The organism is Gilvimarinus xylanilyticus, assembly GCF_024195295.1.
GTDB lineage: Bacteria > Pseudomonadota > Gammaproteobacteria > Pseudomonadales > Cellvibrionaceae > Gilvimarinus > Gilvimarinus xylanilyticus.
Window position 1 is genome coordinate 815,818 of the sequence record NZ_JAMFTH010000001.1, and the last position, 12,400, is coordinate 828,217.

The 12,400-nt window shown below is 54.8% G+C and carries 12 protein-coding genes; 8 read left to right on the forward strand and 4 right to left on the reverse strand.

What is annotated here, in order from left to right:
- The first annotated feature begins 68 nt into the window (after positions 1 to 68).
- The gene (locus M6D89_RS03435) at positions 69 to 554 is read left to right on the forward strand and encodes a chemotaxis protein CheW (protein WP_253966630.1); all 486 of its coding nucleotides are present in this window, start codon (positions 69 to 71) and stop codon (positions 552 to 554) included.
- An 8-nt stretch (positions 555 to 562) separates the two neighbouring features.
- Complete coding sequence (locus tag M6D89_RS03440; RefSeq protein ID WP_253967694.1) at positions 563 to 949, forward strand: DUF2802 domain-containing protein; 387 nt, start codon at positions 563 to 565, stop codon at positions 947 to 949.
- 16 nt (positions 950 to 965) lie between these two features.
- Here the strand turns inward: M6D89_RS03440 and M6D89_RS03445 are convergent, their stop codons facing one another.
- Genes M6D89_RS03445 through M6D89_RS03460 form a run of 4 tightly spaced genes read right to left on the reverse strand, consistent with a single transcriptional unit; the run spans position 966 to position 4,476 of the window.
- Positions 966 to 1,727, reverse strand: coding sequence for a YciK family oxidoreductase (locus tag M6D89_RS03445; RefSeq protein ID WP_253966631.1), 762 nt, complete (start codon positions 1,725 to 1,727; stop codon positions 966 to 968).
- Positions 1,728 to 1,733: 6 nt separating this feature from the next.
- A complete protein-coding gene (locus M6D89_RS03450) occupies positions 1,734 to 2,414 on the reverse strand; it encodes an HAD family hydrolase (protein ID WP_253966632.1) in 681 nt (226 codons plus the stop codon).
- Entirely contained in the window at positions 2,411 to 3,142 is a 732-nt protein-coding gene (gene ubiG / locus M6D89_RS03455; RefSeq protein ID WP_253966633.1) for a bifunctional 2-polyprenyl-6-hydroxyphenol methylase/3-demethylubiquinol 3-O-methyltransferase UbiG, read from the reverse strand. The genes M6D89_RS03450 and ubiG overlap by 4 nt, the downstream gene beginning before the upstream one ends.
- Complete coding sequence (locus M6D89_RS03460) at positions 3,139 to 4,476, reverse strand: TRZ/ATZ family hydrolase (RefSeq protein WP_253966634.1); 1,338 nt, start codon at positions 4,474 to 4,476, stop codon at positions 3,139 to 3,141. The genes ubiG and M6D89_RS03460 overlap by 4 nt, the downstream gene beginning before the upstream one ends.
- 230 nt (positions 4,477 to 4,706) lie before the next feature.
- On the opposite strand from M6D89_RS03460, the gene gyrA reads away from it, so the two are divergent.
- From gyrA to M6D89_RS03490, 6 genes are all read left to right on the forward strand, one after another.
- Positions 4,707 to 7,274, forward strand: a complete 2,568-nt coding sequence (gene gyrA, locus M6D89_RS03465; protein ID WP_253966635.1) for a DNA gyrase subunit A — start codon at positions 4,707 to 4,709, stop codon at positions 7,272 to 7,274.
- A 2-nt stretch (positions 7,275 to 7,276) separates the two neighbouring features.
- Complete coding sequence (gene pheA, locus M6D89_RS03470) at positions 7,277 to 8,377, forward strand: prephenate dehydratase (protein WP_253966636.1); 1,101 nt, start codon at positions 7,277 to 7,279, stop codon at positions 8,375 to 8,377.
- A gap of 2 nt (positions 8,378 to 8,379) precedes the next feature.
- Positions 8,380 to 9,309 carry a prephenate dehydrogenase/arogenate dehydrogenase family protein gene (locus M6D89_RS03475; RefSeq protein ID WP_253966637.1) on the forward strand — a complete coding sequence of 310 codons (930 nt, stop codon included), beginning with the start codon at positions 8,380 to 8,382 and terminating at the stop codon, positions 9,307 to 9,309.
- Positions 9,310 to 9,465: 156 nt separating this feature from the next.
- Positions 9,466 to 10,377, forward strand: coding sequence for a sulfate adenylyltransferase subunit CysD (gene cysD, locus M6D89_RS03480; protein WP_253966638.1), 912 nt, complete (start codon positions 9,466 to 9,468; stop codon positions 10,375 to 10,377).
- Positions 10,378 to 10,448: 71 nt separating this feature from the next.
- Positions 10,449 to 11,867, forward strand: a complete 1,419-nt coding sequence (gene cysN / locus M6D89_RS03485) for a sulfate adenylyltransferase subunit CysN (RefSeq protein ID WP_253966639.1) — start codon at positions 10,449 to 10,451, stop codon at positions 11,865 to 11,867.
- Positions 11,868 to 12,025: 158 nt separating this feature from the next.
- Entirely contained in the window at positions 12,026 to 12,316 is a 291-nt protein-coding gene (locus M6D89_RS03490) for a ComEA family DNA-binding protein (RefSeq protein WP_253966640.1), read from the forward strand.
- Positions 12,317 to 12,400 lie beyond the last annotated feature (84 nt).

Here is a 12,400-nt window from a genome sequence, read left to right on the forward strand (position 1 = left end):
ATTTTTTAATGCTATAGTAGAAACAGAGATGACAATGGCTCAAAAGAGCTGCGAGTGAGGGTATAGCCATGGCAACCAATGCCAATCAGAATCATAACGCCGATGATCCCGTGTTGCAGTGGGTGACCTTTCGCCTGGATGGCGAAACCTATGGTATTAACGTGATGCAGGTACAAGAAGTGCTGCGCTATTCGGAGATAGCTCCGGTGCCGGGCGCGCCGGCCTATGTGCTGGGCATTATTAATTTGCGCGGTAATGTGGTGACGGTTATTGATACTCGCCATCGCTTCGCCTTGCCAGCCGCTGAGGTCACCGATAATACGCGTATCGTCATTATCGAAACCGATAACCATGTGATCGGCATTATGGTCGACAGTGTGGCCGAGGTGGTGTATCTGCGTCAGTCCGAAATCGAAACGGCGCCCAACGTGGGTAACGAGGAAAGCGCTAAATTCATTCAGGGGGTTTGCCATAAGAACGACGAGCTTCTGATTTTGATTGAATTAAACAAACTGCTCACCAACGAAGAGTGGGCCGAGCTGGACGAGATTTAAACCTCGTGATGGGCGCTGAATGGATGGTCTATCTGCTCTGGTTGGCGCCTGTGGCGCTGCTGGTGTCAGTGGTTGTTGCGCTGACGCAGGGGGTAAAGATAAAAGCGCTTAGCAAAAAGCTTGAGGCGTTGGAAGTCGAAGCGGCGAAGCGCGGCAAAGAACTCAACACTTTGCGCAGCGGCGCTGTGGGAATGGGACAGAGAATAGTGGCAATGGAGCGCCAGGATAAACCCGGTGATCCCGGCGCTGCTGACGGTGCCAATGCGCGCCCCTATTCAGAGGCGTCGCATTTGCTGTCATTGGGCTTGGATCGCGACGAGGTGGCGAGTCGCTGCGGCTTATCTCGGGCCGAGGCCTCTTTACTGGACGCGCTGCGTAAAAAGCCCGAATCTTAACGTTACGCGAGCCCCGTTATTGCGCGTTAAATCGTTCTCCGCTAACCCCTTCACTGTCTTCGCTTATTAAATACAAATACAAAGGCATCAAATCTTCGGGCGTTAAAAGCGTATCCGGGTTTTCGGCGGGGTAGGCGGCCGCTCGCATGGCGGTGCGAGTTGCGCCTGGGTTTATGCTGTTCACTCCGATGTTCTTATCCTCTAATTCATCGGCCAGAGTTTGCATTAAATTTTCTTGCGCCGCTTTGCTGGCCGCGTAAGCGCCCCAGTAAGCCCGCCCTTTGCGCCCCACGCTCGAGCCGGTAAACACAATGCGCGCGGCCTTTGATTTATCGAGCAACGGCAAAAGTGCTTTGCTGAGCAAGAAAGGCGCGTTGACGTTCACCTGCATCACCCGGCTCCAGGTATCCGGTGCATAGTCGCTGATGGTCATCCGATCACCCAGCTCCGAGGCGTTGTGGAGTATGCCGTCCAACTTGCCAAATTCTCCGTCCAGCACGTCGCACATGGACTCGAAATCGGCGTGGGTGGCCCCCTCTAAATTGAGCGGATAGATAGCCGGTTGGGGCAGCCCCTCGGCTTCTATTTCATCGTAAACCGCTTCCAGCTTTTCCATGGTACGGCCCAACAAAATGGTGGTGGCACCATGGCGGGCAAAGCACAGAGCGGCGCTGCGGCCAATGCCGGAGCCCGCGCCGGTGATCAGAATAATTCTGTCTTTTAAAAGCTCGGGAGCGGGCTGGTAGTTCTCGGGGAGTCTAGCGATAGAGTCAGTCATATAATGTTATAGGCGCGTCATTCGACGGATAAGAGTGGTTAATTGTGTCGGGTCGTCAATGGTGTAGTCCGCTTGCCATTGGGCCGGGTCATCGTCCGCTTCTATGTAACCGTAAGTGCAGGCGACGCTGGCTGCGCCACAGGCCTTGGCGCAGTCGATATCGCGGCGGTGATCTCCCAGATAAATGATTTGCTCGGGAGCACATTTAAAGTGAGTGGCGGCGAGCAGTAGTGATTCCGGATCGGGCTTGCGATGGGTGACATGATCCGGACAGATCACAATGCCCGGGGGGGATGGAAAGTGAATCTGCTTAAGCAAGGCCTCGGTGTAAAGGGCCGGTTTGTTGGTGGCGATACCCCAGCCCAGATTTTTGTCGGTCAGCCATTGCAGCAGTTCGTTTATGCCGGTGAAAGCCTTTGTGTGATCGGCAATGTGGAGCATATAGATTTCCAGCAGGCGCGCGCGCAACTCGTCAAAGCGTACGCTGCCGGGTTCTTCGCCGAACCCCAGCTTGACCAGGGCGGCGGCGCCGTTGGATACGCTGGCGCGCACTCTTTGCTCGTCCAGTAGGGGTAAGCCTTGCTCTTGGCGCAAACGGTTCAGAGCCCCGCCCAAATCCGCTGCTGTGTCTAACAAGGTGCCGTCCAAATCAAACATAACGGCGCGATAACTTGATGTCTCGGTCACAATTCAGGGGTATCCGCTTTGGTGGCGTGTAATATGTAGTTGACGTCTACATCCGTCGGGTCGAGCTTGAAGCGGCGGGTTAGGGGGTTGTAGGTAATCCCGCTGATATCCTGAAGCTCTAGGTCTGCCTCGCGAACATCTCGCCCCAGTTCGGACGGGCGAATAAAACGGCTGTAATCGTGGGTGCCTTTGGGGAGCAGTTTGAGAATATATTCGGCACCTACCACCGCCATGCCCCAGGCTTTAAGGTTGCGGTTGATGGTGGAGAAGTAGGCGCTGCCGCCGGGTTTTAACAGCCGGGCACAGGCTGATACCACGCTGGCGGGGTCGGGCACATGCTCAAGCATTTCCAGGCAGGTGACAATGTCATAGCGCCCGGGCTCTTGTCGGGCCAGCTCTTCCACGCTAATGCAGCGGTACTCGATGGATAGACCGCTTTGCTCGGCGTGCTGGCGGGCCACTGCGAGCGGCGCTTCGCCCAAGTCCAATCCTGTCACCTGAGCGCCGCGCTGGGCCATGGCCTCGGTAAGGATGCCGCCGCCACAGCCTACGTCCAAAACCATTTTTTCTGCCAGTGGAGAGCGGGCATCAATGTAGTTGGTGCGCACCGGATTCATGTCGTGCAGGGGGCGAAATTCGCCCTCGGGCTCCCACCAGCGCTGGGCAAGGTGTTCAAACTTGGCCAGCTCGGCGGCGTCTGAGTTTTGTGAGGCATGGGAATCGTTCATGGTTGACTCCTGACGGGTTTAATCTTCGCTTGCCACTGCTCGGTGCGGGCGCGTATATCGCGCTCATCCAGAGTTTGCAAATGGCCCGAGAGAAGCAAGGCGCGCCCGGCCACCCAGACATGGCTTACCTTTAAGGCGCGGTTGTTGTAAGCCAGTGCCGAGGCCGGGTCGTAAATGGGCAGAGCGCTGGTATCATCCGCCTGGAGGGCGACGATGTCGGCGGCTTTGCCCACTTCCAGCGAGCCGGTAATATCATCAATGCCCAGTGCTTTGGCGCCGCATAGGGTGGCACAGGCGAGGGCTTGGTGGGCATTGAGCGCCGCAGGGTCACGGCTGACGGCTTTGGCCAGTAGGGCCGCAGTTTGGATTTCCTCCAGCATATTCAGATTGTTATTACTGGCCGCGCCATCGGTGCCCAGGGCGACATTGACCCCTGCCTCTTGCAGCTTCGCGACCGGGCAAAAGCCGCTGGCAAGTTTTAAGTTGGATTCGGGGCAGTGGATGACGTGAGCGCCGCTATTGGCAATGGTCTGAATGTCGTCATCATTTAACTGTGTCATGTGTACGCACTGGGTTTGCGGTGTCAAAAGCCCCAGCTGGTAAAGTCGCTCAATAGGGCGAACCCCCGTGTCGCGGTAGGCATCATCAACCTCTTGCACGGTTTCGTGCAGGTGGATTTGGATGGGGGCCTGTAGCTCCTCCGCCAAGGTGGCAACTTTCGCCAAGTGCGGATCTGAGACCGTATAGGGGGCATGGGGCCCAAAGCCTATGCGAATCAGGTCATCCGCCCGATATTCGTCGTGTAGTGCCAGTCCTTTGGCGAAATAGTCGTCCGGCCCCTGGCCCCAGCTGGTGGGAAAATCCAAAATCGGGAAGGTGATTTGGGCGCGCATATGGGCCTTGCGCGCCACCTGAGCCGCTTGCTCGGGAAAAAAGTACATATCCGCAAAGCATGTGGTGCCACTTTTTATCATTTCCGCAATCGCAAGCTCGGTGCCGTCGTGCACAAACTCGGCGTCCACGTGTTCTGCCTCGGCGGGCCATATATGGTCGTTAAGCCAGGTTTGCAGGGCAAAGTCGTCAGCGTAGCCGCGCAAAAGGTTCATGGCGGCGTGTCCGTGGGCGTTGATCAATCCGGGAATCACAATGTGGCGGTCCAGGTTTACCGCCTGCTCTGGCTCAAAGCGCTTGCGGGCCTCGGCCTGTGGTACCAGGGCGATAATCTTCTGGCGGTGAATGACCAGAGCGCAGTCTTCGAACACGCGGTTGGCGGGGACCACGGGGATTATCCAGCGCGCATTGATCAATAAGTGGACAGCTTGCTTGGCGGTCATAGTCTTTCCTGTGGCGAGCCCGGATACAAAACCGCGATTATATCGTATGCGGCCCGGTCTGTGGGCGATAGCAGGGTTTGCAGGCGCACCTATCCGTCTGATTTTATGGTAATATTGCTGACTTTATGTCCGTTTGTGTAGTGCGGGCAGCCGGTCGGCGCTACGCCGACCCCGCGGCCTGTGGCAAGGCCTAAAACACCGCTTTAAGACAATAAGGAATCCGTGGATCCATGGGCGATTTAGCGAAAGAAGTATTACCCGTCAATATTGAAGATGAGCTCAAGCAGTCCTATCTGGACTACGCCATGAGCGTCATTGTGGGGCGCGCTTTGCCCGATGTGCGAGATGGCTTAAAGCCCGTGCATCGGCGCGTACTCTTCGCCATGAGCGAGTTAAAAAACGACTGGAATAAATCCTACTTAAAGTCGGCGCGTGTAGTCGGCGATGTGATTGGTAAATATCACCCGCACGGCGATTCAGCGGTGTACGACACGGTGGTGCGTATGGCGCAGCCTTTCTCGCTGCGCTACATGCTGGTGGATGGCCAGGGTAACTTCGGTTCGGTGGACGGCGATAGTGCCGCGGCCATGCGTTATACCGAAGTGCGGATGCAGAAAATCGCCCACGAGCTGCTTGCCGACCTGGATAAAGAAACCGTCGATTATGTGCCCAACTACGACGGCAGCGAGCAAATTCCCGATGTCTTGCCGACTCGCGTGCCCAACTTGCTGGTGAATGGTTCGTCCGGTATCGCTGTGGGTATGGCCACCAATATTCCGCCGCACAACTTAAAAGAGGTGGTGCAGGGCTGCTTGGCGCTGATCGACAACGAAGACATTACCATTGACGAGTTAATGGAATACATTCCGGGGCCTGATTTTCCCACCGGGGCGATCATCAACGGCCGCGCGGGGATTGTACAGGCCTATCGAACCGGTCGCGGGCGTATTTATATCCGTGCCAAAGCGGATATCGAGACCGACGCCAAAACCGGTCGCGAAACCATCATCATTACCGAAATTCCCTACCAGTTAAACAAAGCGCGGCTGATCGAAAAAATCGCCGAACTGGTGAAAGACAAAAAGATTGAAGGCATTAGCGAGCTGCGCGACGAGTCCGATAAAGACGGCCTGCGGGTGGTGATCGAGGTCAAGCGCACCGAATCGGCCGATGTGTTGTTGAATAATCTTTACGCCCAGACCCAGCTGCAAAATGTTTTCGGGATCAATATCGTTGCTCTGGTCGATGGCCAGCCCAAGGTACTCAATCTAAAAGAGTTGCTCGAAGCCTTTGTCCGTCACCGTCGCGAGGTAGTCACTCGCCGTACGGTTTACTTGCTGCGCAAGGCGCGCGAGCGGGGTCATATTCTGGAAGGTTTGGCGGTTGCGATTGCCAATATCGACCCCGTAATCGAGCTGATAAAAAGCTCGCCCACACCGGCTGAAGCCAAAGAGGGATTGATTTCGCGCGGTTGGGATGCATCGGAAATGGGTCAGTTTTTAGAGCGCGCCGGTGAAGATGCCTGCCGCCCCGAAGATCTGCCCGATAGTTTCGGTATGCGCGAGGGGAAATACTATTTATCCCCCGCTCAGGCCCAGGCGATTCTGGAGTTGCGCTTGCATCGTCTGACTGGCATGGAGCACGATAAGCTGCTGGCCGAGTACCAAGAAAAAGTCGAGCAAATCGCCGAGTATCTGGAAATTTTGGCCAACTTTAGCCGCCTGATGGAAGTGATTCGCGAAGAGCTGGAAACCATTGTGCAAGAGTACGGCGATGAGCGTCGCACCGAAATTACCGCCTCTACGCTGGATTTAACCGTTGAAGATTTGATCAATGAAGAGCAGCGGGTGGTGACCATTTCCCACGGCGGTTACGCCAAAAGTCAGCCCCTGGACGATTACCAGGCGCAGCGTCGCGGCGGCATGGGTAAAAGTGCTACCTCGGTAAAAGATGAGGATTTTGTCGAGCATCTCTTGGTGGCCAGTACCCACGACACGGTGCTGTGTTTTACCAGTGCGGGCAAGGTTTACTGGCTTAAGGTTTACCAGATTCCCCTGGCGGGCCGCCAGTCGCGCGGACGCCCAGTGGTGAATTTAATGCCGCTGGAAGAGGGCGAGCGCATTACTTCCATTCTTCCGGTTAAAGAGTTTGACGCCGATCACTTTGTGTTTATGGCGACCGAGAAGGGCACCGTGAAGAAAACCTCATTGGATCAGTTCTCGCGTCCGCGCAGCGTGGGCTTGCGGGCGATTGAGCTGGATGAGGGTGATCACCTGGTTTACACCGATATTACTAATGGCGAGCGCGACATTGTGCTGTTTGCCAGCAACGGCAAGGCGGCGCGTTTTAACGAGTCGGCGGTACGCTCTATGGGCCGGATCAGTCGCGGTGTGCGCGGTATTAAAATGGCCGAGGGGCAATCGGTGATTGGCATGGTGGTCCCCGTTGAGGGGGGCAAAGTGCTCACGGTCAGCGAAAATGGTTACGGTAAACGTACCGAGGTGGAAGAGTTTCCAGTCAAAGGCCGAGGCGGTCAGGGCGTAATCGCCATGGCGGTCACCGATCGCAATGGCCCCTTGGTGGGCGCGGTACAGGTGCTCGACGGCGAAGAGATTATGCTGATTTCGGATCAGGGCACCATGGTGAGAAACCGCGTCGATGAAGTCTCTGTGCTAAGCCGTAACACCCAGGGTGTGCGATTGATCAAACTGCGTGAAAATGAGCACTTAAAAGGCCTGGCCCGGATTGAGGATGCCGGCGACGAAGAAGGCGAAGAGGGCGAGGCGGAGGACGCATAACCATGGCTGATCAGCCGCAAAAAGAACAATTGCTCGCGCTGCGCGATCGAATTGATGCCCTGGATGCCGATATCGGCAAGTTAATTTCCGAGCGCGCCCGCTGCGCTCAGCAAGTCGCCGACGTTAAAAATGCCAGTGGTGATGGTGAAGTGCTTTACTATCGCCCCGAGCGCGAAGCCCAGGTGTTGCGTAAGGCGATGGAGCGCAACCAGGGGCCGCTTAGCGATGAAGAAATGGCGCGCCTGTTTCGCGAGATTATGTCCGCCTGCCTGGCTTTGGAACAGCCCATTAAAGTGGCGTACCTGGGGCCCGAGGGCACTTTTACCCAGCAGGCGGCGCTTAAGCATTTTGGTGCTTCGGCGGTTACCAAACCGTTTTCGGCGATTGATGAAGTCTTCCGCGAAGTCGAAGCGGGGGCGGTAAACTATGGTGTGGTGCCGGTAGAAAACTCTACCGAGGGGGTGGTTAGCCATACCCTGGACAATTTTATGAACTCAAACCTCAAAATATGTGGTGAGGTTGAGCTTCGGGTGCATCACAACTTGGTGGTCTCCAGTGTCACCAATGTTAATAGTATTTCGCGTATATACTCCCACGGGCAATCTTTAGCTCAGTGTCGCAAATGGCTCGACGCTCATTACCCCAAGGCCGAGCGAATCGCTGTTTCCAGTAATGCCGAAGCGGCGCGGCGTATTCGGGGGGAGTGGAATGCCGCGGCTATTGCGCCCACTCAAGCCGCTGAGCTTTATGAGCTGGAGATTATTGCCGATAAAATCGAAGATCAGCCGGATAACAGCACCCGATTTTTGATTATTGGCGCCGAGGAAGTCGAGCCCAGTGGCGACGACAAAACCTCGATTTTGGTGGCCATGCGCAATCAACCGGGGGCGTTGCATAATTTGTTAGAGCCCTTTCACCGCAACGAGATTGATCTAACTCGGGTGGAAACCCGCCCCTCGCGAACCGGCGTGTGGACCTATGTATTCTTTGTCGATTTTAACGGCCACCAAAAAGACCCGGTGGTGCGTGAAACTCTGGACGAAGTGTCAGCCCGCGTCGCTGATTTGAAAGTGCTGGGTGCCTACCCTAAGGCTGTGCTCTGAGTATGATGGAGGCAGCATCCAGCGGCGCGAACTCGGCTGCGTTAATCGGTAAGTTTGTGGTGATTGGAGCGGGCTTGATCGGCGGAAGCCTGGCCAAGGGCCTTCGTTTGCGCGGTCAGTGCCGCGAGGTGATCGCCGTGGTGCGCCGCGCCGAAACCGCTGAGGCCGCTTTGGCCGAGGGTGTGGCGGATCGAGCTGTGTTGGACATCGCCGATGTGGCCGCCGAGCTGGGCGCGAATGACGTAGTGTTTATCGCAGTGCCGACCCTTGCCGTCGAGCCGGTATTGGCCCAATTAAAATCGCTATTGTCGCCGACCGTGGTGATTACCGATGGCGCCAGCGTTAAGGGGAGTGTGGCCGCGGCGGCTCGGCGGGTGTATGGCTGCTTGCCGCCCCAGCTGGTGTTGGGGCATCCCATTGCGGGATCGGAAAAAAGCGGTGTGACGGCGGCCAATCCGGACTTGTACGTAGATCATCGGGTGATTCTCACCCCGACCGATGAGACCTCGCCCGAGCACTTACAGACAGTGCGAAATATGTGGCTGAGCGTGGGCGCTGAGGTGCTGGATATGCCCATCGATGAGCACGATCAAGTACTGGGGGCGACCAGCCATCTGCCTCACGCCATTGCCTATTCTTTGGTCGATACGCTGGCCCACGATATCGATAGCCCCAATATTTTTCGCTACGCCGCCGGTGGTTTTCGGGACTTTACCCGTATTGCCTCCAGCGATCCGGTGATGTGGCACGACATCATGAAAGCCAATAGCGCCCAGGTGGTCCGTTCGCTGGATCAGTTTATGGATAATCTGGCGCGGATGCGTCAGGCGATCGCCGATGGCGATGGCGAATATTTGCTAGACACCTTTACTCGCGCCAAAAAGGCGCGCGATAAGTACACTCAGGCGGCGGTCAAGTCGTCTAAATCGTAAAACTGGCTATAAGCATAGAAGGATTCGTTTGTTCACAGCGGCCGTTAAAACCGTTAACGTGCCCGCTGCTGATGAATCCTAAGGTGAGTTTGTCTATAATACGCGCCGCTGACCCAGGGTCGGCGGTTTTCTTTTGATCAACAGACTGTGAGCGGCATGTCCGAGCAATATAATCTTACCCATTTAAAGCAGCTTGAAGCTGAAAGTATCCATATTATCCGCGAAGTGGCGGCCGAGTTTGATAACCCGGTAATGCTTTACTCAATCGGTAAAGATTCCGCGGTGATGATGCACTTGGCAATGAAGGCCTTCTCCCCAGGCAAGCCTCCGTTCCCCTTGTTGCACGTGGATACCACCTGGAAATTTCGCGAGATGATCGAGTTTCGCGACAATCGCGTGAAGGAGTTGGGTTGGGACTTATTGGTTCATATCAACCAAGAAGGCGTGGACATGGGTGTGGGGCCGTTTACCCACGGCAGCGCCAAACACACCGACATTATGAAAACCCAGTCCTTGAAGCAGGCGCTGGACAAATACAAATTTGACGCGGCCTTTGGTGGCGCCCGTCGGGACGAAGAGAAGTCGCGTGCCAAAGAGCGTGTCTATTCGTTCCGCGATCGCAACCACCGGTGGGATCCGAAAAACCAACGCCCTGAGTTGTGGAACATTTATAACGGTCGCGTAGATCAGGGCGAAAGCATTCGCGTGTTCCCGCTGTCCAACTGGACCGAGCTGGACATCTGGCAGTACATTCACCTGGAAAATATTCCCCTGGTGCCCCTCTACTTTGCGGCTAAGCGTCCTGTGGTGGAGCGCGACGGCACCCTCATTATGGTGGATGACGATCGTATGCCGATCGAAGAGGGCGAGGAAATCCAGGAGCGAATGGTCCGCTTCCGTACCTTGGGCTGTTATCCGCTGACGGGCGCCGTCGAGTCTGATGCAACCACACTGCCGGAAATTATTCAGGAAATGTTGTTGACCACAACCTCTGAAAGGCAGGGGCGGGTGATCGATCACGACAGCGCCGGATCGATGGAAAAGAAAAAGCAGGAAGGTTACTTCTAAGCCTGCTGGTGCAACACTGGACGAGGTTGAGCTAAAGCTCCCCAAAAGTTACCCAAATTTGAGAGTGGAACATGAGTCACCAATCTGACTTAATCGCAACTGATATCGACGCTTATTTAAAACAGCATGAACACAAAGAGCTGCTGCGCTTTTTAACCTGCGGCAGTGTCGACGATGGTAAAAGCACATTGATCGGCCGCCTGCTGCACGACTCTAAAATGATCTATGAAGATCAACTGGATGCTGTGCGTTCAGACACAACTCGTCACGGCACCACGGGTAAAGAGCTGGACTTGGCGCTATTGGTCGATGGTCTGCAAGCCGAGCGCGAGCAGGGCATTACCATTGATGTCGCTTACCGCTATTTTTCTACGGCCAAGCGCAAGTTTATTATCGCTGATACCCCGGGGCATGAGCAGTACACCCGGAACATGGCCACGGGTGCTTCCACCTGTGATCTGGCGGTTATCTTGATTGATGCCCGCTACGGCGTGGTTACACAAACCCGGCGCCACAGCTATATCGCCTCGCTGCTTGGGGTGAAGCATATCGTCGTTGCCGTGAATAAAATGGATTTGCTCGATTTTGACGAGCAGGCCTTTATTAAAATTAAGTCTGATTACCTGGCCTTTGCGCAAAAGCTCGGTATGAAAGATGTGAAATTCGTACCTATCTCAGCGCTCGAGGGCGACAATGTGGTGAACCGCTCGGAGCGTTCGCCCTGGTACACCAACGAAACCCTGATGGAAATCCTCGAGTCGGCGCCGATTACGGCGGATAAAAACTTTGACGATTTCCGCTTCCCGGTGCAATACGTCAATCGCCCCAATCTGGATTTTCGTGGGTTCTGCGGCACCATTGCCTCGGGAGTGGTCAACGTTGGCGACGCGGTAAAAGTCTTGCCCTCGGGCAAGTCCAGCAAAGTAAAGTCTATTGTCACTTATGACGAAAATTTGCAGAGCGCATTTGCCGGCCAGGCGGTCACCTTAACGTTGGAAGATGAAATTGACGTAAGCCGTGGTGACGTTTTGGTTCTGGCCGATGATGACACCCAACAAGCGAGTCACTTAAAGGCGCATGTGGTGTGGATGAACGAAAATCATGCCCGCTCCAACAGCGAGTATTTGTTTAAGTTTTCCAGTAAAGTCGTTAGTGGCCACTTTTCAGCCTTTGATTACCAAATCGATGTGAATACCCAGGAACACACCGACATCAGTGAGCTTAGCTTAAATGATATTGCCGTGGCGCAACTATCTCTGGCGCAACCGGTGCTAGCCGACAACTACAAGCACAACCGCGCTACGGGCGCCTTTATTGTGATAGATCGGTTAACCAATATTACCGTGGGTGCCGGTATGGTGATTGAAACAACCGAAGGTGGTTCTAGCACTCAAGGCAATTACAGCGAGTTTGAAGTAGAATTAAATGCACTTATCCGCAAGCATTTCCCGCATTGGGAGGCAAAGGACTTAGCCAGCTTGCTCAAATAGTACTTCATATATAGCGCTTAAAATGATGAAAAAGCCGCAACATCGAAAGGTGTTGCGGCTTTTTTTGGTTTGAATTCTTGCAAAATGATGACAGTGAGCTAGCTTGTGGGGTGTGACAGGGGCCTCGTCACTTCCTTAAACAAGACGGAGTTTGAAAAATGCATAAATTAATGAGTTATCTGTTGTTAATCTTCTCGGTTTCACTGTTCGCCCCCACGCTGGTGAGCGCAGACGAGGCCATGGAGAAGCCTGCCGAAACCATCAATGTTAATACCGCCGATGCTGAAACCTTAACCGAGTTAAACGGTATAGGGGATTCCAAAGCATCCGCCATTGTCGAGTGGCGCGAAGATAATGGGCCCTTCGAGTCCCCAGAGGATTTGCTGGCCGTCAATGGAATTGGTGAGGCGACATTAGAGGATATTGAGTCGAGAATTTCTTTTAATTGACCAAAGTGCTATCGAGGCTTGCCTCGGTAGCATTTCTTGCTGCGTATTTCCCCCAAGTTTGTTTTAATAGTCGCTGTTCCGCAG